Here is a 19,262-nt window from a genome sequence, read left to right as displayed (position 1 = left end):
GCTACTCCTTATGGTTAAAGCTTTTTAGCCAGTGTGTGAATTCCCGATCGGCAACCGGAAGCATCTCCCGATAAAATCGCTTTTCATTGCCCGCCTTATTACCGGCACACAGCACCATTGCCGTGCGGTTCGGGTCAAAAGCAAAGAAAGCCCTTATTGGGTCGCCGCGGCTCTGGATACGTAACTCTTTCATGTTGCTATAAGCGGAACCTTTAATCGTATCCGCATAGGGTCGGCTTAATCCCGGCCCCTTTTCCCGCAACACCATCAATGCAGCCAGCACGCAGGCGCGATCGCTGTCATTAAGCAACGTAAACCAGCGATCAAACCGCTCTGTCGTTTTAATCATCCACACGCGATCTCCTTATCAATATAGGTCAGATACTATATAGGTGTAAAGCGATAACCGAGTGTGATGTAGCGGAATGTGGAAGGCAGCGGTCTTTAATCAAATAGCAGAGAGGGGTTCTATTCTGTCTGTGTTCTGCGCATAAAATTTGCAATGATTTGCGAGCGGTAACGGATTTGCTACGGGATGAGGAATGTGCCTGCAAATAAAGAAGCCCGCCTGGGCTTAACCGGGCGGGCGTTCGGAATTAACGGTTTAATGCGTGTCAGGGTTGCCCTTCCATATTCCAGCGCGCCGATCCCATTACGTCAAAAACATGCTGATCGGTAAACGCCGGGAATCTGGCGCGTTTTGCTGCCTCGGCTAGTGCCTGACAGTAATCTTTATCGCCCCTTTTGATAATAAAGTTCTCCAGGGTGCCATCCTTTTTAAAATCCAGATGCACATTACAGCGTTTCCCGTTCCAGGCGTGCGGTGCTGACAGCGCAGCATCCAGTGACTTTTTAATACCCGATGCCTGCTGGCCATAGATATCTTTGTCACTGACTTTTCCTGCACGTTTATAACTACAGCTATCAAGTGCGCTTTTTTTAATACATTCATGTGGTGTGAGAGGCGCACAACCAGCTGACAGAATGCAGCAGAAAATAGCGATGATCTTTTTCATGGATAAGTCCTTTTAAGTGAAGAGGCAACGGAATCTGTGCCCTGGTGAAGCGGGAAATCCAAACAGCTAAACCCTGACTCTCTGCATCAGAATAGCTCTACTTTCCTGCTCTTTTACGCCAGAAGAGAAAAGTAGCTACGGCTGTCAGCACGCCAATCAGCGGCATGGTCGCTGCGCCCGCCAGGAAGTTGTGCTGGTCGATATGCTGGTTCCTGCGGATATCCGCGAAGCGTGCCAGCGCCTGTGTTTCATCTGATGCACGCACTTCCTCAAACTCTTTTTTATACCCCTGCTCTGTCAGATCTGAAGCCCGGTTTACGTCTGATCTTTTCAATGCAACGGTGTGTTTGCCTCTGGAATAGAATCTGTAGTCTGACATTCAGTGAGCTCGCGGTCAGTAGAGTGAATGTCTGTTATATCGGGCAGGCAGTGATTTGCAAAACGGTTTTGGTAAAGCGTGAGGCACGATACAGATTTCGTGCTGGTTAAACTAACCGCACGTCATCTTCTGGCAGATTCCGTGCGATACAGGCGACAACATTCCACGCGATGAAAATAAGCCCGGCTGTTAAATCACGTCCAGTCCCAGATTCTCCCGCAGCGTGGCAAACTCATACTCCTCACGAAACAGCCCGCGACGGCGTAGTTCCGGAATCACCCGTTCCACAAACAGATCGAGCTGTTCCGGCATGATGGCGGGCATGATGTTGAAGCCATCCGCACCGCCCTGCTCCAGCCACAGCTGGAAATCATCGGCGATATCCTCAGCCGTACCGACAATCACGCGGTGCCCGCGTGAACCGGCGGCGACGGCGGCCAGTTCGCGCAGCGTCAGGTTTTCGCGTTTTGCCATATCGGTCATCAGCTTAACGCGGCTCTGGTTCCCTTCGCCCAGCGGCACCTCCGGCACCGGGCCATCCAGCGGATACTGACTGAGATCCATGCTGAACCGCAGTGAGAGCTGACGCAGCCCATTCTCAATATCCACCAGCGTATTCAGCGCTTTCCACAGCGCCTTAGCGTCTTCGCGCGTGCGGCCAATAATCGGCATGACGCCAGGCATGATCACCACCTGATCCGGGTTACGTCCGGCAGCCACCACCTGCGCCTTCTGCGCACGATAGAAGGATTGCGCTTCCTCCAGACTGGCAGAGGCGGTAAAGATCACTTCCGCCGTCTCCGCCGCCAGCTTCTGACCATCCGCCGATGAACCCGCTTCGATAATCACCGGACGGCCCTGCGGCGAACGGGTGATATTCAGTGGACCCTGCACCTGAAAATGTTCACCCTGATGATTAATCGGCTGGATCTTCTCATCAACAAAATAGTTTCCGGTCGCTTTATCCGGCTGCACGGCGCCCTCTTCCCAGCCCGCCCACAGTTTACAGGCTACCTCAAGGAACTCACGCGCACGGGCGTAGCGTGAAGCATGATCGGGCATGTCGCTGCGGCTGAAGTTACGTGCAACGTCTGTGGAAAACGAGGTGACGACGTTCCACGCGGCACGGCCCCGGCTGATGTGATCCAGCGATGAGAAGCTGCGCGCCAGCGTAAAGGGATCGCTGAAAGTGGTGGAGGCGGTCGCGGCCAGGCCAATGTGCCGGGTATTGACTGCCAGCGCCGCCAGCATCGTCAGGGGTTCAAGACGGGCCATGGTGGACGGCAGACGATACATGCTGGTTGCCAGGGCATCACCCACAAAAAAGAGGTCGAACTTACCCGCTTCGGCTTTTTTTGCCAGGGCGATCAGCCAGTCAATATCGGTGGGATCGCCCAGTTGTTCGGTCAGACGCCAGCCACTGACGTGCTGACCCACAGGTTGAACAAACAGGCCGAGCCGCAGGCGACGTGGTGAAGTTGCAGAGTTCATAAACGATTCCTGGTCTGAAAGATGAAAAAGCGCGCCGCAGCGTGCTTATAAAAGGGTGTCGGTCGCCAGCAGGGCCTGTTCCAGCGCGCTGGCAGAGACGGTAAACGGCAGGCGATCTGCACAGCCTTTGGGAAATTTAATCTGCTGTGCGATGTGACGCAGCACGGTATTACGATCGCCCGGCAGCGCAGGCAGCTGCAGTGGCATGCCGTAATAGCGCAGCAGCGCCAGCAGTTCTGCATCCGGCTCCCCGCCATGCTCAATCAGCGACTGCACCAGCAGGCTGAAGCCCACTTTTTCGCCGTGCAGCCAGTGATGGAGTTCCGGCTGGTGGGTCAGACGATTATGGATGGCATGCGCCAGCCCTGGCGTCGGCAGCGCGTCGCGCACGCTGTTCGCCAGCCCGGCCAGCACGATACTGGCATCGATGACTTTGACCAGTTCGGGTGTAACCCGCTGCTGCTGGCAGGCGGCTATCGCGGCCTCGCCATATTGCTGAAACATATCTGCCGCCTGCCGCGCGGTCATCACCTTTAAATCCAGTGCCAGATCGTCGGGGTTATGCCGCTGGTAAGGGCGGAATTCGTAATATTTTGCCAGCGCATCCACAATGCCCGCTTTCAGAAAGCGCACGTCGCTTCGGGCAATGACCTCGCTATCCACCAGCAACAGTTCCGGCATTTTGCCCAGAGGCTGGCTGCGCAGATGCCCGCCCGCTTCGTTATAGATGATGGCAATCGGTGACCAGGCGGCACAGGTCGCTGCCTGAGTAGCAAAGTTAACCAGCGTAAGTGCCGGTAACTGGCTGGCGGCGGCTTTGGCAGCATCCAGCACCCGTCCACCGCCAATCGCCAGCAGCAACTCTGCGCCCTGCTGTTCGGTTTGCTGTTTTACGCGGGCAATCGCCTCTTCAGTACATTCACCCGCTAAATAATCCAGCTGCCAGTGAATGCCCGATGCCTCAAGACTCTGGCTTAATTCCGGATTAACCGCCTGCCACGCGTGCGGCGAGGTCAATATCCGGATATGGCTGGCGTAGGGTTTAATAAACTCACCGACGCGTGCACGCAGGCCCGCCTCATGTGCATAAGCTCGCGGAGAAGTAATCGCTAACACAGCGGCATCCTGATTATAAGAATTAGGCCAAAAAGGCTTTAATTACATTTATTTATTAACGAGAGGGTAGTGTTATTTCTTTTTTTAAATACTACGACAACCAGCAATTTAAGCAATTGAAAACCGGCCATTGTTTATTCACAAATCTGCATGAGGTTAGTTATTTTTCACATATAGCGACCCGGCTTTTTACTGTTAACCTGCCCCTCTGGCTGAATTAATTAACTGCTTATCAGGCAGTGTTCCGGGAAAGAATATGCAACTCGATTTTCGTCAGGTCAGAGAAGATGAAACAGATGTTTATCTGGCGCTGATGCATGCGGCCTATGCGCCGGTGAAAGCGCTGGGCATTAAGTTTGATGCCGCCACCGCAGACCGTGCTATGGCTCTGCGCCACCTGCAGAGCCATGGGGTGTATGCGCTCTATGCTGATGAGAAGATGGTCTCGTCAGTGACCGTCCGCTATCCCTGGGGGCCGCTGCCCGGCCCGTTTGGTCTGCCGCATATTGGCTGGTTCGGCGCGCACCCTGACTATCCCGGCCAGCAGTTTGGTCGTCAGGTGCTGGAACGGGTCGAACAGGCGATTCTGATCGATCAGCTGCGTGCTCCTGCGGTCTCGCTGGGAACCGCCACCAGTCACCCCTGGCTGCAGGCGATGTATCTGAAGCGCGGCTTTCAGCCAATGCATACCCGCGACCTCGGCAAGGGTCATATCACCCTCTATATGATGAAAGTACTGGACCCGGTGGCACACGATGCCTGGCTGAGCCGCCAGACAGCAGCACAAGGAAACCCACAATGAGCATCACTATCCCCCCGACATTAGGCGAACCGCTGATCGCCTTCCGTCACGAACTGCACCAGTTTCCGGAGCTGTCGAATCAGGAGTTTGAGACCACGCGCCGTCTGCGCGAGCAGCTGGAACAGCATCAGATACGTATTCTCGATCTGCCGCTGAGAACCGGCCTGGTGGCGGAAATCGGGGCGTCAGCGGGGCCGCTGATTGTACTGCGGGCCGATATCGACGCGCTTCCGATTGAAGAGCAGTCTGGCGTCAGCTTTCGCTCGCAGCGTCCGGGCGTGATGCACGCCTGCGGCCATGATTTTCACAGCGCAGCGGCACTGGGCGCGGCGATCCTGTTAAAGCAGCAGGAAGCGAACCTGCCAGGCCGGGTACGGATTCTGTTTCAGGCCGCAGAAGAGACCGGCCAGGGCGCGCCAGAGGTGATTGCCAGCGGCGCATTGACTGACGCGCTGGCGATTTTCGGTATCCACAACGATCCTTCACTGCCTGCTGGCGTCATCGGTTCCAGAGCCGGGCCGCTCACTGCCGCCGTCGACCGTTTTGAAATTGCGATTACCGGTATCGGCAGCCATGCCGCCAAACCCGAGCAGGGCAACGATCCGATTGTCATCGCGGCACAGATTGTCTCGGCGGCGCAGACGCTGATCAGCCGCAATGCCCCTTCTGCCGATAACGCGGTGGTCTCTATCACCCAGATCCACAGCGGCAGCACATGGAACGTCATCCCGGACAGCGCCTGGCTGGAGGGCACGGTACGCTCGTTTTCATCATCCACCCGCCAGCGTCTTGAGCAGCGCTTCCGGGCGATTGTGGCGGGCATCGCGGCAGCCTTTGATGCGCAGGTGAGCTTTACCTGGCACGCCGGGCCGCCATCGGTAGTAAATGATGCGCACTGGTCGGACTTTGCTTTGCAGCAGGCTGAGAACAGCGGACTGGAAGCACGCGTGGTCGAGGCGAGTCCGATTGGTGAAGATTTTGCCTTCTATCAGCAACAGTTGCCTGGTGCCTTTATGATGGTGGGCACCGGTGAACCCTATGCACTGCATCACCCTGCTTTTCGCATCAATGATGAGGTGCTGCTGCCAACGGCGCGCTATCTGGCCGACCTGGCACAGGCGGCACTCCTTTCTCCGGAGCGACCACAATGAGCCTGACTGCCGCGCTGGCGGATGCGATTCTCAGCGGCCAGCCGGATGCCCCTGCACGTGAGCATGCGCGCGAAGGCATCCGGGATTTTCTGGCGGTGAGCTGGCCAGTGCTGCAGGGCACGGTACCGGATAGCGGCTTACCGGCTCTGCGCACCCTCTACAGCGATGGCAGCGTGCGTTCACAGGCGCTGCTGCTGGGCTATGCAGGACATGCGCTGGACTACGACGACTTTCATGCCGATTTTCGCGGTCATCCCAGCGTGGTGATCCTGCCTGCACTTTTCGCCTGGCAACGGGTTCAGCCCAGAAGCCTGGAGCAATTTCTGGATGCTTACGTCACGGGGGTAGAGATGGCCGGTCGTCTGGGGCTGGCGGTCAGCCAGCAACATTACGCACTGGGCTATCACAACACGGCGACGCTGGGGACCCTTGCGGCGGCGGCGGCGCTGGCGCGTCTGCTGGGGATGAAGAGTGATGCCACGGCCACCCTGCTGGGCATTGCGGCGACCCAGGCCAGCGGTTTACGCGCCCAGTTTGGTTCGACGGTAAAACCGCTGCACGCGGGTTTTGCCGCCGAACGGGCCGTGACAGCGGCTCAGCTGACCCTGGCCGGCATCGATGGCCGCCAGCAGGGGGTCATTGAAGCCTTTGTTGCCGCCAGCAGCGCGGACCAGGCTCGGCCGGAGAAATTGCTGGAAAACTGGGGCAGCCCGTGGCGGATCAGCACGCCGGGACTGGAATTCAAACCCTTCCCGACCTGCGCCGGTACGCATAGTGCGGCAGAAGCGGCCCGCAGCCTGCGCCAGCAGTGGCTGGCTGCGGGTAAACCGCTGGATGCGCTGCTGAGCCAGATTGTTGATATCACCGTCGGCTTCCCGCCAGGCGGTGACATCGCCGCCTCGATACGGGTGCCGGTTAACGGTACTGAAGCGCGCTTCAGCCTGGAATATGTGATTGCCGCCATGCTGATGTATGGCGATCTGCGCCTGCAGGATTTTGCGGAAGGCGATCTCAATCATCAGGTTATGCCGCTGGCCGCCCGCGTACGTCGCACGCCGGATCAGAGTGCGCCGCCCGATGCGCTCAATCCCGCTCTGCGCTTTCACGTCGTTACGCTGACGCTTGCGGATGGCACAGCACTGCATCAGCGCCGTACGCGCCAGCAATCGCTGGCGGAGGGCGTGAATGTCAGCAGTAAGCTTCATCAGGCGCTGGGTGACGCGTCGCCAGAACTGCTTGCAGCCACTGCGCTGCATTCCACGGCAGAATTGCAGATGCTGACCGGGGCGCTGACCTGATAGTGGCTTAGCGCGGCGGAACGAAGGCCTGAACCGGCGTAACCTCACCGGCAAATTTCCGCACCTGCACTACCGTAATCTGGCCGCTGCAGCCCTGCGTCAGCGACGAAGTGCCGATATCCATGGTCAGCACATTGGGATTACCGTGGCGGCATAACGGACGGGCGGCAGTGGGCTCGACCGGATCGTACCAGGCACCGGTTGGCAGCTGAACTACGCCAGGCATGATGGTGTCAGTAAGACGCGCGCTGGCGAGCACATGGCCGCGCGCGTTAAAGAGTTCGATGATGTCGCCATCCGCGATCGCCTGTGCTGCCGCATCGTCCCGGTTCAGGCTACAGACTTCGCGTCCGTCCCGCTTGCTGCGCTGGCTGTAATCACCAAAATCGAGCTGGCTGTGCAGACGCGTCGCGGGCTGATTGGCAATCAGCCAGAACGGATAGTCGGCGCTGGGTGTTTGCTGCGGTTCACGCCATACCGGATGGCCGGGGCAATTTTCATAGCCAAAGCTGGCGATAGTAGCGGAGAAAATCTCAATTTTTCCGCCTGGCGTCGGCAGTGGCGCGGCGTCGGGGTCGGCCCGAAACGCATTGATCATCCGGCCACCATCCTTTAACTGCGGCAGCGCCAGCACACCCTCCAGCCAGAACTGACTGAAATCGGGTGTCTGCACCTGATGAGCGGCCAGTTTTTCCTGCAGCTGGCCGTAAAGATGCTGCAACCAGCCACGCGCATCACGCCCTTCGCTGAATGCCGCTTCCCTGCCCAGCCGCCGGGCCAGGTCACGAAAAATCGTATAATCATCCCGGGCTTCGGCGTAAGGCGCAGCCACCGGCTGCATGGCGATTAAATGGCGATCGGTCGGCGCACCGCCGATATCCTCACGTTCCAGCGTCATGGTAGCGGGCAGGACAATATCCGCATGACGCGCCGTGGCGGTCCAGGCGCTTTCATGCACGATCAGCGTATCCAGCTGGCAGAAAGCCTGACGCAGCCGCGCCAGATCCTGATGATGGTGGAACGGATTGCCTCCCGCCCAGTAAGCCAGACGGATATGGGGATAGGTCAGCTGGCGGCCATTGTAGTCAAACTTTGTGCCGGGATTGAGCAGCATGTCGGCGATACGCGCCACCGGAATAAAGCGGTCAATGCCATTTTTACCCTGCGGCAGGGCCGGAAAGCTGACCAGATTATGATGCTTGCCATAATGGCCCAGCGCACCCAGTGCATAAGTATATCCACCGCCGGGCAGCCCTGGCTGTCCGAGCGCCGCCGCCAGCACCAGGCCGAGCCACACCGGCTGTTCGCCATGCTCGGCACGCTGCAAAGCATGAGCCACGGTCACCAGTACCCGCTTACCGTGCAACTGCCGTGCAAACTGACCGATCAGATCGCTGCTGACGTCGCAGATCCCAGCGGCCCAGTGCGCGTCACGGACTACGCCATCCTCTTCACCGCGAATATAAGCGACCATCTGCGGCCAGCCGACACAGTAACGCGCCAGAAACGCCTCATCGGTTAACGCTTCCGCAATCAGCACCGCCAGCAGACCCAGCATAAACGCCGCATCCGTGCCGGGCCGGAGCGCCAGCCACTCGCCCTGCGCCTCTTCAGGCAGATCGCTTTTCAGCGGGCTCACTGAGATAAACCGGGTACCGCGCTGTGCCGCTCGCTGCATAAAACCGCGCTCGGTGTGTTCGCTCAGGCCGCCGCTGGCCACCTGCGCATTTTTCAGCGCCAGGCCGCCAAACGCCAGCACCACCTCGCTATGCGCGGCGATCTCCTCCCAGCTCACGCCGCGTCGGGCGATCTCGTTCATGTCACCGACAATGTGTGGCAGCAGGACAGATGCCGCGCCGGAACTGTAGCTGTTGACCGAACGGACATAACCGCCCAGCGTGGTGTTCAGAAATCGGTGCACCAGGCTTTGCGCATGATGAAAACGGCCTGCGCTTGACCAGCCGTACGATCCGCCAAAGATGCCTTGCGGGCCGTATGCTTCACCAACCCGCTTGAGTTCCTGCGCCACCCGCTGACTGGCCTCTTCCCAGCTGACCGCGACATACTCATCAGCACCACGACGCTGATCCGGGCCTGGCCCGTTTTCCAGCCAGCCACGCCGTATCATCGGCTGCGCGACGCGCGCCGGATGATTGAGTGCATGACGGAAGTTTTGCAATAGCGGGCTGGGATCGGGATCGCGGTGGAACGGCTCAATCAGCAGTTGATCGTCCCTGTGCTGGGCGTGAAAAGCGCCCCAGTGGGCGCTGTGCATTACCGGTTTCTGGGTCATGCTGGTTCCTGATTATCAAAAAAGAAACGGTGCCTAAAGCACCGTTGCAATAAAGTTTCTGACACGTCCGTTGTCCGGATCGTCAAGGACTTGCTGCGTCGGGCCCGCTGCCACAATTCTGCCGCTCTCCATAAATACGATGTTATCGGCAACTTCGCGGGCAAAGCCGATCTCATGCGTGACCACCACCATGGTGATACCGGAGTGCGCCAGCTGCTTAATCACCTGCAGCACTTCCCCCACCAGCTCCGGATCAAGTGCCGAGGTCGGTTCATCAAACAGCATGACGCCGGGATCCATCGCCAGCGCGCGAGCAATGGCCACCCGCTGCTGCTGACCACCGGAGAGGTTCTGCGGCCACTCATCTTCGCGGCCAGACAGCCCCACCTGCTTCAGCAGCGCCAGCGCTTTGGTCGTGGCCTGATGACGGCTCTGCTTTTTTACCCGCATCGGTGCATCCGTAATGTTCTGCAGCACGGTGCGGTGCGGAAACAGGTTGAACTGCTGAAACACCATGCCTATTTCCGCCCGCTGGCGGGCAATGGCACTGCTGCTGAGTTCGTGCAGCGCATGGCCTTTTTGCCGGTATCCCACCATCTGGCCGCCGATGCGGATCGTACCGCCATCCAGCTTTTCAAGATGATTAATACAGCGCAGCAGCGTGGATTTACCGGAACCCGATGGCCCCAGGATTACGGTCACCGATCCGGCAGGAATATCGAGATTAACCTCGTCGAGAATGGTGACACCGGAGAAGTGCTTGGTGACTTTGCGCAGTGCGATTGCTTCAGCCATTGCTCACGCTCCTTTGCGTTTTCGGCAGCGAAAAGCGCGGTAGTGATGACAGCAGGCTGCGCTTTTCTCGCCGCGTCACACCGCGACCAAAATAGCGTTCGACATAGTACTGGCCGACAGAGAACACGGAGGTCATCAGCAGATACCACAAGGTTGCGACCAGCAGCAGCGGGATCACTTCATAGGTGCGCTGATAAATAATCTGCGCCGAAAACAGCACATCCTGCAGAGAGATCACCGACACCACTGCGGTGGTTTTCAGCTGGCCGATAATCTCATTGCCCGCTGGCGGCATAATGGCGCGCATCGCCTGCGGTAAAACGGTGTGACGGAAAATCTGCGCCGGGCGATATCCCAGGGCGCGAGCCGCTTCAATCTGTCCATTGCCCACGCTCTGGATACCAGCGCGTACGATTTCTGCGGCATAGGCAGACTGATGCATCACCAGCGCGATCACCGCCGCGCTAAACGGACTCACCAGCGCATTGGACTGCGCGCTCCAGAGTTCGCCCAATCCGGGGATCGACAGCGCGATGCGGGGATAGAGCGCGGCGATGTTGTACCAGAGAAACAGCTGCACCAGCATCGGCACACCGCGGAAAAACCAGGTGTACGCCCAGCTCACCGCTACCAGCACCGGGTTAGAAGAGAGGCGCATCAGCGCCAGCACCGTGCCAAAAGCGAATCCCAGCACCACCGAGATGGCCGTGAGCTGCAGCGTCATTAACACACCCTGCAGAATGGAGGGCGCAGTGAAGTTCTCTGCAATCACCTGCCATTCAAAGCGCGGATTGTTAATCATCGAATGCGCCATCGCCACCACGCATAACAGCACCACCAGCGCACTCAGCCAGCGTCCGTAGTAGCGTTTACCGACGATTTTCAGGTCGTCGGTGTGGTCCGGAGTTTCTCTCATTTAAAGATCTCTTCGTTGCGTCGGGCTTCGGGCACGGCACCAAAACCGATTCCCCAGTTATCGAGGATTTTCCGGTAGCTGCCATCTTTGATTAACGAATTCAGTGCCGCCTGTACGGCTGGCTCCAGCGGCGAGTCTTTCGGGAACGCGACAGAGACCGGTGCATCATTCACGGTGATTTCACCGCTCATGGTCAGCGGTTTGATCACTTTGGTCTGCCACAACAGCCCTTCATAAGGACCGAGGAACAAGGGAACACGACCGCTGACCACGGCCTGCACGCCCGCCGGACGATCCGGGAATATCGCTACCTTGATCGGTTGTTTACCGGCGGCTTCACAGGCTTTGCTGGCCTCTTCCAGCCGCGTCACCTGAGTCGTACCAGAGCCGGCGCCCACCTCTTTGCCACACACATCGCTGAGGGATTTGAAGGGGGCGATATCAGCGTCTTTGCGGGAAATAATGCCCAGCAGGCTGGCGTTGTAGTAACCGACAAAGTCGATCTGTTTCAGGCGGGTCGGTGTAGCATTGATGTTTGACAGCGCCACGTCGTAACGTCCGGTCTTCAGGCCAGGAATAATATTGTCGAAGCCGCCGGTGTCGCGCCACTGAACGGTGATGCCCAGACGCTCACCAACCGCATTCATGATGTCGATTTCCCGACCAGCCAGCGTTTTGTTGTCTTCTTTATAGAAGGTTGTGGGCGGCGTGTTCGGGTTAGTACCCGCCACAATATAGCCACGCTTAAGGATATCCGCGGGTATCAGGCTTTTCAGCGCCGGATCGGCTTTGACATGTAAGCTGCTTTCAGCAGGCACTGAAGGTTCGGCTGCAAAACTGGCGTGCGCACTAAGCGCGAGGGCAAAAAGGGTCATTCCTTTTATATATTTCACTGGAACCTTTCTCCTGATAGTTAAAATGTTCCCCCCAGAGGGAAAAATTATCGCGATCTGTTGTCAGCACCGGAAGCCAGAGAAGCAGCGGGCTTCAGTGCTTTTATCATCCTTGTAACGTTCTGTTGTCATTCTCAATGAAGACCGACGGCGATCACAAATGCTAAAACCGGGATTATTTAGCCGGAATATGGCAATGGAGAGCTTTCTCCGCTTTTTAATCGGGGAGTGAGATGTTGCAGAGCAAGAACATGGGGCAGGTCTGCAGGCGCTGGCGAAATAATAGTAATTTCCGCAGCGGTTCGTTAACGGCCGAACAACCTCTGAAAGTGTCATTTTATTGATAAGTTTATCTTTAAAATTGCTGGAATGTTTTCAGGCTAATTTTCATCAGTCATTTAATTGATCAAAATCAATAAATATTTATTCAGGTAGTGTAAAGACTCTTTACCACAACTTAATTCTTTTAATTATATATATTAATCAATAATTTAAATTAAAAACACATCACTTAGCAGACAGATAATTACATCGTAAAACAATGGAGTTCTAATTAATAAGGATACTGAATAAATAATAAATAGCCTTAAAGTATTATCAGAAGCTGACGATAAAAAGATCAGGATTGAATTATTTGAATTTCTTTTGTCTGCTTTTGAACCTCAATAAAGGTGAACCTCATGGGCCTTGCTCAACGCATTTCCAGTATTAAAATCGGGAAAAAACTTGGCGTCGGTTTTATCGTCGTCATCGCGGCGTCTCTCGCCATAACCTTTATCGCTTTTGACTGTTTCCGCAGTATTAAAGACAACTCTGCACGCCGCACGACAACCGTGGAAATGGTAAATACGTTAAGCAAGGCACGTCTTAATCGCACGCTTTACCAGTACACCAAAAATCCTGAATTTGCCGCGAAGAACGTTCAGGCACTTAAGGAGCTGGATACCCTTTATCAACGACTGAGTGGATTTAAGTGGGATGATGAAGGTCAGCAGAAAATCACGCTGATGGGCCAGTTACTTAATGATTATCAGAGTCAGCGCCAGAAGTTTGTGGCATCTGCGGAGGTAACATCTGCCGCCTTTGCTGCCATTAAACCGGGCGCGCTGATCGGTCTGGCTCATCAGTCTGAATTACTCGATATGGCTATGGTGCCCGACGCCGCGCTGCCGGTCATGAAACTGGCCGCCGCGCTGTTTGATGCCGCAAATATTGAAAAAGCGTTTCTTGATAAGCCCACAGCAGCCAGCAGAGATGCGGTTATTGAGGAGTACACCGCCATCAACACGCTGAGTGAGCAACTGGACAGTTTTAATCAGCCAGCAATCAATGCAGTTACGCAAAATGTCATCACGACTCTTGCGCAGCAGCGTCAGGCTTTGACGCAGTATGTTGATGCTTCAGAGAAAGAAAAGAGCGAATCTTCGGGCCTGACCGCAGCCGCAGAGCGGCTCAATGCGGCCGTTTCTGATACCTTTGCCTTCCAGTCCCGTCTGTCGGCTGAATTTATCAAACAGGCAGAGTGGCGCATCGCCTTTGCTGCACTGATCTGTGTCGTCCTGAGCCTGCTGATCGCCTGGCGGATTACCCGCAACATTACGCTGCCATTGAAAGAGACGCTGAATGCAGCGCAGCGTATTGCCAGCGGTGATTTAACTACCTCACTGAACTCCACCCGGGGTGATGAGCTGGGCCAGCTGATGCAGTCCGTCGATGCGATGAATCTCAGCCTGCAGAATATCATTACCAATGTGCGCGATGGCGTCAGCAGCGTGGCGCGTGCCTCGGCGGAGATTGCAGCAGGTAATACCGATCTTTCCTCCCGCACCGAACAGCAGTCTGCCGCCGTGGTTCAGACGGCGGCCAGCATGGAAGAGCTCTCCTCAACGGTGAAACAGAATGCGGAAAATGCTCACCATGCCAGCCAGCTGGCAACCGATGCGTCGGTAAATGCCGGACGCGGTGGTGAGATTATCCGTGACGTTATCGTTACCATGAATAACATCAGCCAGAGTTCAGGCAAAATCGGCGAAATCATTCACGTCATCAACAGCATCTCCTTCCAGACCAATATTCTGGCATTAAATGCCGCGGTTGAAGCCGCTCGCGCCGGTGAACAGGGTCGCGGCTTTGCGGTGGTAGCCGGTGAAGTCAGAAATCTGGCCCAGCGCAGTTCGCTGGCTGCCAAAGAGATTGAAACGCTGATTCGCGAATCACTGGATCGGGTTCATGATGGTTCGGAGTTTGTGGAACGCGCAGGCAGCACCATGGATGATATCGTTCGCTCGGTCAGTCAGGTTAAGGACATCATGGGCGAGATTGCTGCCGCATCCGACGAGCAGAATCGCGGTATTTCCCAGATTGCGACAGCAATGGCCGAAATGGATACCACCACGCAGCAGAACGCCGCGCTGGTTGAAGAGTCTTCTGCCGCAGCCAGTTCTCTGGAAGCGCAGGCAGACGAGCTGGAAAAAACGGTGGCGGTGTTCCGCTTATCAGACGGGCAAAACGATACCAGCCGGACAGCACATGCACTGGCACCGCGTTTAGTGCCTGCGATGCCGGTTAAAGCATCAGCAGAATCCAGCTGGGAAAGCTTCTGATACACCGCGCTGCTTTTATATAAGCGTCATGCTGATACAGCCAGCCTGATTTAATGAGGCTGGCTGAAGTAGACATTCGCCACAGACAAGGCATCAGAGTAATCACAGAAAAAGCAGGTGCGGGAGCATATTCGCCCGGGTCTGTTATTGTTTCGGGTCCGGCAGGGTTGTGGCTTAGAAGGCTTTTAAGATGGGTATCAAATCGCGGTGGCAGGAGAAGTGTCGTCCATGACAGTTTCTCCGGCCGGTATACGCTTTCGCGCAACCGATGAGGTCGTCCGCTTCGTCGTTTTCCGGCCGGAGCCGGACTACGTCCACTGGCGTCAGTTCAGTTACTGCTAGTTCAGTTCTTCGTTCAGGCTTGCCAGGGTCTGCAGGTACGGCACCTGCTGTTGGGCAACCGACGGTGACTTAAAACTACTCAGCCAGCTCCTGGCTTCGGAGATTTGCGTCAGCCGATCGGTGTTGCTTTCAGATTTCGCCATGCAACCCAGCTGAGTAAAGAGTGATGCGATACTGATTTCTTTTTCACCCAGGGCAAGGCTTAGTGCCGCTTCGCCAATAATGACGTGGCCTTTCTCGTCGTTTTGAATTAACACAGAAAATCCTCCATTAGTACGAATTGATGACAACCTCACCAGAGACTGTAGTCGTAAAAGCAAGACCTGCCCGAATAAATCACTAAAAATCTCGCAACCTGCTGATCGAATACGCTTAATGTTTTTTTCCGGATTGTTCTGTTTGTCTCTGCCGTCCATCCTGCCAGACTGGCTGGCCTTATCAGCAACGGATGCACCTATGAAACTCTCTGTTCTTCTCACGTTGTTAGCCGCAACGGTATGCCTGGTGTTTGCTGCCCATGGTGGATTCGGCACGCATCAGGCCAGCTTGTCGCTTTCCAGTCAAAGCGGTGAAACGGTTACGGAAGAATAAGGGGCAAGTCCGGCGTCGTCAGTGCACCGGCAATCGGTTATGATCCCCTGCCTTTCTGCTGCCGGTTGCCCGATGTCTGCCATTATCGATACATTTATCGCCCCGCCCTGCTTTGATGAGATCACTCTCCTGTTTCAGGACGATCATCTGCTGGTAATCAACAAACCCGGCGGGCTGCTGAGCCTGTCAGGTAAAAATCCGCAAAACCTCGATTCAGTGCATCATCGGCTGGTAAAACGTTTTCCAGGCTGCACGCTGGTTCATCGGCTCGATTTTGGCACCTCCGGGCTGATGGTGGTGGCTCGTAACAAAGCCATAAACGCCGCACTTTGTCAGCAGTTCAGCCAGCGCACGGTGAGCAAAACCTATCAGGCACTGCTGTGCGGACACCTTGCCGATGATGAAGGCGTGATTGACGCCGCGATAGCCAAAGATCCGGCGCTGTTTCCCCGGATGGCGATATGCGCCGCTCAGGGCAAGCCCGCACGCTCACGCTATCGGGTCACTGAGCGCAGTTTTTACCGGAGAAAAGAGGGAAAGGAATTGCCGGTTTCGCGGGTTGAGCTGACACCAGAAACCGGACGCACCCATCAGCTACGCATTCACTGTCAGCAACTGGGTCACCCGATTCTGGGCTGTGATCTTTACGGCGGGCTGGTGCTGCCGGGCGCTGAGCAGGCAGAGAGGCTGATGCTGCACGCCAGCGGATTAACGTTTGTTCATCCTGTCAGCGGCGAGACACTGCACCTCTCTGCCGCCAGTCCCTTCTGACTGCATCAGCACGCGGTTACCACATCAGATCATCCGGCACTTTGAAGTCTGCATAAGGATCATCTTCGTCCTGCGCTTCTTCGCTCAGCGCGCTGTTTAAGACAATGGCGCTGGCATCACGCTGGGCAATTTTATCCGCCACGCTGGCCGGGATGATGGCGTACTGGCTCTCGCCACTTTTGTCAGCAGTCAGGCGGGCAATGGCAAGACGACCATTGATCAGCTGAGCCTGCGTCGGCTTATCCACCATGATTTTTTTAATCAGGTTGTTGTCGGTGAAGTTGAAGCTGATGTCGCCTCGCGCCTCGTCGATTTTGTTCATTTCAATCAGCTGTTTGACCTGCGCTTTGTACTCTTTCGACAGCACAGCCAGCTTCTGCTGCTCATTCAGCTGCTTATCCCGCTCAAGCTGCGCTTTTTTATTGTCCTCTACCGCCGCTCTGGCTTCGCGCGCCTGAACCCGGGATTTCTTCGCGGTACGCTGAACCTTATCCATTTTTTTGCTGGATACTAAGCCCGCTTTCAGCATCTGCTCTTGCAAGGTAAGTTTTGTCATTGTCGTCTCTGAACCTGTGAAATTTTGTCCGGGATTATACCTGTAATCTTTCAGGCTGTGCCAGGCTGACGCCGCGATTGCGGGTTACGCCTCAACACTGTGCTAACATTCCCCGGTCAAAATCACCTTATTGAGCACCATGTCAGAGCTAACAAAACGTAAAAATGACCCTGAAGGGCTGAAAAAACGCATCATCGCAGGCGCACTGAAAACCTTCGCTGAATTTGGTATGCAGGGTGCCAGGCTGGAGCAGATTGCTGAGCATGCGCAAACCACGAAACGCATGGTGGTCTATCACTTTGGCAGTAAAGAGCAGCTTTATATCGCCGTGCTTGAGCGGGTTTATCAGCAGATACGTCAGCATGAAACCGGCCTGAACCTGGCGTCGATGGCGCCGGAACTGGCCATGACCCGGCTGGTGGAAGCCAGCTTTGATTACCATGTCGAGCATCCCGATTTTATCCGGCTGGTCTGCAGTGAGAACCTGCTGCGCGGTCGCTACATCACCCAGTCGCCACAGATTAAAGCGCTGAACCGCAGCGCGCTTGATCTGCTGGATGACATTCTGGCGCGCGGTCAGCAGCAGGGGGTGTTTACTGGCGATGTACAGACCATCGATGTTCATCGCCTGATCAGCAGTATCTGCGTTCATCACGTCTCAAACCGCTACACCTTCAACGCCCTGTTCAGTCCTGACAACAGTGAAGCCGAGAGTATCCGCCGCAATCGTCAGCTCGCTGTTACTGCAACGTTACGCTACATCCGCAAATAAATGCCCGCAATCCGGGCTCCGCTTACTCATGGTCTACGCTTAGTAAACATTTGTCATGAAACCGCCATAAAAGGAATGCTGTTGTGAGCAGAGACGCACGCCTCTATCCGCTTCGCCAGACCCATATTGAACCCGATGATGATGCGCTGTGGAACTGGGCGCAGAACGCGCAAATCGGCAGCCGTCAGCAGGTTCAGCGTCCCGTCAGTGAAGCGGAATTGCAGAAACTGATCCGCGAGTCACGCGGCAGGATCCGGGTGATCGGCAGCAAGCTGTCGCCTGGCCGGATGCTGCATGTCGCTGAAGACGATCTGTTGCTGGATCTCAGCGCTCTGCGCGGTCTGATAGCCAGTGATGAGCAGAGCGTAACCTTTGGTGGCGCGACCCCGCTTGAGCAGGTTTATCGCAGTCTGACCGACATGAATCGGATGCTGGCCTCATCGCCAGGCGTGATTGCGATTCAGACGCTGGCGGGCGCAATGGCGACCGGCACGCACGGTCAGGGTTTGCAGCAGAGTTCGATTGCCGATGAAGCGCTGGCGATACGCATGGTGCTGGCCGACGGCAGCGTGCGTGAGTTTGTCCGCGGCGACGCTGACTTTCCGGCGGCGCAGGTCTCTTTGGGTGCGCTGGGCATTGTCACCGCCGTCACCCTGCGTACCCAGCCGTTTAAGATCTTCACCTGCCACAAAAATGCTGTTTCTGCCGATACGCTGGAAGAAGATCTGCTGCGCTGGAACAACGACTATCCGCTGAGCAAAGCCTGGTGGTTTGTTGATGACAACCTGATGCACGTCTGGAACGCCCATGAGGCGAGTGACGAAGAGCGTCAGCGTTACGAAGCGCAGGGTCGTCAGGTGGTGGAACATGAGGGTGAAGCTGACGACAGTCTCAATGACACCATCGACCAGACGCTGGCGCATATGCATCGCGACACGCAGATTCAGGGCAAAGGCGGCAAGCAGTTTCGTACCGTCACCCGCTTTCGCGACTTCACCGATGTTACCGGTGACATCTACCAGCTCTTCTGTCGCGGCATTGCGGTGCCACAGATTAATGTGGAAATCGGCGTGCCGCTGGCAAAAACCCCGGCCATCATCCGCCGGATTAAGGCGTGGTATGCAGAGAACCGTCCGCATATGCACTACCCGATTATCCTGCGCTGCACCGGCGCGTCCTCAGCCTGGCTCAGTCCGGCCGCTGACCAGCCAACCTGCTTCTTCGGCTTTGTGGTCTATTACGCCGACGATGGCTCGCTGTCACAGGAAGGCCTGCACTTCCTGACCGAAGTGGAGAAACTGTTGGCTGAAGAGGGTGGACGCCCGCACTGGGGCAAGTATTACGATGAAGAACGCTACAACTGGCGTGAGATCTATCCGCAGTGGGACGCCTTCCGCGCCCTGCGCCACCAGCTCGACCCGCAGGGCCGGTTGGGGAACGACTACATCACGCCACTTTTTGACTGATTGAGGAACGC

General features: G+C 56.2%; 19 protein-coding genes. 8 read left to right on the top strand and 11 right to left on the bottom strand.

Features of this window, described 5'->3' with window-relative positions; genetic code table 11:
• Window position 1 precedes the first annotated feature (1 nt).
• From IV493_RS05985 to IV493_RS05965, 5 genes are all read right to left on the bottom strand, one after another.
• Window positions 2–355 carry a type II toxin-antitoxin system RelE/ParE family toxin gene (locus tag IV493_RS05985; RefSeq protein WP_195857904.1) on the bottom strand — a complete coding sequence of 118 codons (354 nt, stop codon included), beginning with the start codon at window positions 353–355 and terminating at the stop codon, window positions 2–4.
• Between the two features lie 259 nt (window positions 356–614).
• Window positions 615–1,016 (bottom strand): cell envelope integrity TolA C-terminal domain-containing protein, encoded by a 402-nt coding sequence (locus IV493_RS05980; protein WP_195857903.1) that lies wholly within the window; start codon window positions 1,014–1,016, stop codon window positions 615–617.
• A gap of 97 nt (window positions 1,017–1,113) precedes the next feature.
• Window positions 1,114–1,395: a hypothetical protein gene (locus IV493_RS05975; RefSeq protein WP_195857902.1), complete on the bottom strand. Its 282-nt coding sequence runs from the start codon at window positions 1,393–1,395 to the stop codon at window positions 1,114–1,116.
• A 189-nt stretch (window positions 1,396–1,584) separates the two neighbouring features.
• Window positions 1,585–2,886 carry an LLM class flavin-dependent oxidoreductase gene (locus tag IV493_RS05970; protein ID WP_195857901.1) on the bottom strand — a complete coding sequence of 434 codons (1,302 nt, stop codon included), beginning with the start codon at window positions 2,884–2,886 and terminating at the stop codon, window positions 1,585–1,587.
• Window positions 2,887–2,931: 45 nt separating this feature from the next.
• The gene (locus IV493_RS05965) at window positions 2,932–4,002 is read right to left on the bottom strand and encodes an iron-containing alcohol dehydrogenase family protein (protein WP_195857900.1); all 1,071 of its coding nucleotides are present in this window, start codon (window positions 4,000–4,002) and stop codon (window positions 2,932–2,934) included.
• 256 nt (window positions 4,003–4,258) lie between these two features.
• On the opposite strand from IV493_RS05965, the gene IV493_RS05960 reads away from it, so the two are divergent.
• The 3 genes from IV493_RS05960 to IV493_RS05950 are packed head-to-tail and all read left to right on the top strand — an operon-like array spanning window position 4,259 to window position 7,253.
• Entirely contained in the window at window positions 4,259–4,804 is a 546-nt protein-coding gene (locus IV493_RS05960) for a GNAT family N-acetyltransferase (RefSeq protein ID WP_195857899.1), read from the top strand.
• A complete protein-coding gene (locus IV493_RS05955; protein ID WP_195857898.1) occupies window positions 4,801–5,955 on the top strand; it encodes an amidohydrolase in 1,155 nt (384 codons plus the stop codon). Before IV493_RS05960 ends, IV493_RS05955 begins: the two co-directional genes overlap by 4 nt.
• Entirely contained in the window at window positions 5,952–7,253 is a 1,302-nt protein-coding gene (locus tag IV493_RS05950; RefSeq protein ID WP_195857897.1) for an MmgE/PrpD family protein, read from the top strand. Before IV493_RS05955 ends, IV493_RS05950 begins: the two co-directional genes overlap by 4 nt.
• 7 nt (window positions 7,254–7,260) lie before the next feature.
• Here IV493_RS05950 and IV493_RS05945 read toward each other — a convergent pair whose 3' ends face one another.
• The 4 genes from IV493_RS05945 to IV493_RS05930 are packed head-to-tail and all read right to left on the bottom strand — an operon-like array spanning window position 7,261 to window position 12,150.
• The gene (locus IV493_RS05945; protein WP_195857896.1) at window positions 7,261–9,546 is read right to left on the bottom strand and encodes a molybdopterin-dependent oxidoreductase; all 2,286 of its coding nucleotides are present in this window, start codon (window positions 9,544–9,546) and stop codon (window positions 7,261–7,263) included.
• Window positions 9,547–9,579: 33 nt separating this feature from the next.
• Window positions 9,580–10,341, bottom strand: a complete 762-nt coding sequence (locus IV493_RS05940) for an amino acid ABC transporter ATP-binding protein (RefSeq protein ID WP_195857895.1) — start codon at window positions 10,339–10,341, stop codon at window positions 9,580–9,582.
• Entirely contained in the window at window positions 10,334–11,257 is a 924-nt protein-coding gene (locus IV493_RS05935; RefSeq protein WP_195857894.1) for an amino acid ABC transporter permease, read from the bottom strand. Before IV493_RS05935 ends, IV493_RS05940 begins: the two co-directional genes overlap by 8 nt.
• On the bottom strand, window positions 11,254–12,150 hold the full coding sequence (locus IV493_RS05930; RefSeq protein ID WP_013358397.1) for an ABC transporter substrate-binding protein: 897 nt from the start codon (window positions 12,148–12,150) through the stop codon (window positions 11,254–11,256). The genes IV493_RS05935 and IV493_RS05930 overlap by 4 nt, the downstream gene beginning before the upstream one ends.
• A gap of 680 nt (window positions 12,151–12,830) precedes the next feature.
• Between IV493_RS05930 and IV493_RS05925 the strand changes: the two genes are divergently transcribed.
• Complete coding sequence (locus IV493_RS05925; RefSeq protein ID WP_195857893.1) at window positions 12,831–14,753, top strand: methyl-accepting chemotaxis protein; 1,923 nt, start codon at window positions 12,831–12,833, stop codon at window positions 14,751–14,753.
• Between the two features lie 338 nt (window positions 14,754–15,091).
• Here IV493_RS05925 and IV493_RS05920 read toward each other — a convergent pair whose 3' ends face one another.
• Window positions 15,092–15,352, bottom strand: coding sequence for a hypothetical protein (locus IV493_RS05920; protein ID WP_041456966.1), 261 nt, complete (start codon window positions 15,350–15,352; stop codon window positions 15,092–15,094).
• Window positions 15,353–15,551: 199 nt separating this feature from the next.
• Here IV493_RS05920 and IV493_RS18605 point away from each other — a divergent pair, with 199 nt between their 5' ends.
• Window positions 15,552–15,686 (top strand): hypothetical protein, encoded by a 135-nt coding sequence (locus IV493_RS18605; protein ID WP_255529974.1) that lies wholly within the window; start codon window positions 15,552–15,554, stop codon window positions 15,684–15,686.
• 72 nt (window positions 15,687–15,758) lie between these two features.
• Window positions 15,759–16,457 (top strand): RluA family pseudouridine synthase, encoded by a 699-nt coding sequence (locus IV493_RS05915; protein ID WP_195857892.1) that lies wholly within the window; start codon window positions 15,759–15,761, stop codon window positions 16,455–16,457.
• Window positions 16,458–16,473: 16 nt separating this feature from the next.
• Here IV493_RS05915 and IV493_RS05910 read toward each other — a convergent pair whose 3' ends face one another.
• Complete coding sequence (locus IV493_RS05910) at window positions 16,474–17,013, bottom strand: DUF2058 domain-containing protein (protein WP_195857891.1); 540 nt, start codon at window positions 17,011–17,013, stop codon at window positions 16,474–16,476.
• Window positions 17,014–17,152: 139 nt separating this feature from the next.
• Between IV493_RS05910 and IV493_RS05905 the strand changes: the two genes are divergently transcribed.
• Together IV493_RS05905 and IV493_RS05900 are read left to right on the top strand one after the other, a co-directional pair.
• On the top strand, window positions 17,153–17,785 hold the full coding sequence (locus IV493_RS05905) for a TetR family transcriptional regulator (RefSeq protein WP_013358401.1): 633 nt from the start codon (window positions 17,153–17,155) through the stop codon (window positions 17,783–17,785).
• An 83-nt stretch (window positions 17,786–17,868) separates the two neighbouring features.
• Window positions 17,869–19,251: a D-arabinono-1,4-lactone oxidase gene (locus tag IV493_RS05900; RefSeq protein ID WP_013358402.1), complete on the top strand. Its 1,383-nt coding sequence runs from the start codon at window positions 17,869–17,871 to the stop codon at window positions 19,249–19,251.
• Window positions 19,252–19,262: the final 11 nt, after the last annotated feature.

It is taken from the genome of Pantoea sp. SM3640, from assembly GCF_015654165.1.
In the GTDB taxonomy this organism is placed as follows: domain Bacteria; phylum Pseudomonadota; class Gammaproteobacteria; order Enterobacterales; family Enterobacteriaceae; genus Pantoea; species Pantoea vagans.
The sequence above is the reverse complement of the archived record's forward strand: the minus strand, read 5'-3'. Positions and strand labels throughout refer to the sequence as shown.

Excerpts from the sequence above, each read along its gene's own strand:
- IV493_RS05980 (WP_195857903.1), bottom strand. The coding sequence starts at position 1,016 with ATGAAAAAGATCATCGCTATTTTCTGCTGCATTCTGTCAGCTGGTTGT.
- IV493_RS05975 (WP_195857902.1), bottom strand. The coding sequence starts at position 1,395 with ATGTCAGACTACAGATTCTATTCCAGAGGCAAACACACCGTTGCATTG.
- IV493_RS05970 (WP_195857901.1), bottom strand. The coding sequence starts at position 2,886 with ATGAACTCTGCAACTTCACCACGTCGCCTGCGGCTCGGCCTGTTTGTT.
- IV493_RS05960 (WP_195857899.1), top strand. The coding sequence starts at position 4,259 with ATGCAACTCGATTTTCGTCAGGTCAGAGAAGATGAAACAGATGTTTAT.
- IV493_RS05955 (WP_195857898.1), top strand. The coding sequence starts at position 4,801 with ATGAGCATCACTATCCCCCCGACATTAGGCGAACCGCTGATCGCCTTC.
- IV493_RS05950 (WP_195857897.1), top strand. The coding sequence starts at position 5,952 with ATGAGCCTGACTGCCGCGCTGGCGGATGCGATTCTCAGCGGCCAGCCG.
- IV493_RS05945 (WP_195857896.1), bottom strand. The coding sequence starts at position 9,546 with ATGACCCAGAAACCGGTAATGCACAGCGCCCACTGGGGCGCTTTTCAC.
- IV493_RS05940 (WP_195857895.1), bottom strand. The coding sequence starts at position 10,341 with ATGGCTGAAGCAATCGCACTGCGCAAAGTCACCAAGCACTTCTCCGGT.
- IV493_RS05935 (WP_195857894.1), bottom strand. The coding sequence starts at position 11,257 with ATGAGAGAAACTCCGGACCACACCGACGACCTGAAAATCGTCGGTAAA.
- IV493_RS05925 (WP_195857893.1), top strand. The coding sequence starts at position 12,831 with ATGGGCCTTGCTCAACGCATTTCCAGTATTAAAATCGGGAAAAAACTT.
- IV493_RS18605 (WP_255529974.1), top strand. The coding sequence starts at position 15,552 with ATGAAACTCTCTGTTCTTCTCACGTTGTTAGCCGCAACGGTATGCCTG.
- IV493_RS05915 (WP_195857892.1), top strand. The coding sequence starts at position 15,759 with ATGTCTGCCATTATCGATACATTTATCGCCCCGCCCTGCTTTGATGAG.
- IV493_RS05910 (WP_195857891.1), bottom strand. The coding sequence starts at position 17,013 with ATGACAAAACTTACCTTGCAAGAGCAGATGCTGAAAGCGGGCTTAGTA.
- IV493_RS05905 (WP_013358401.1), top strand. The coding sequence starts at position 17,153 with ATGTCAGAGCTAACAAAACGTAAAAATGACCCTGAAGGGCTGAAAAAA.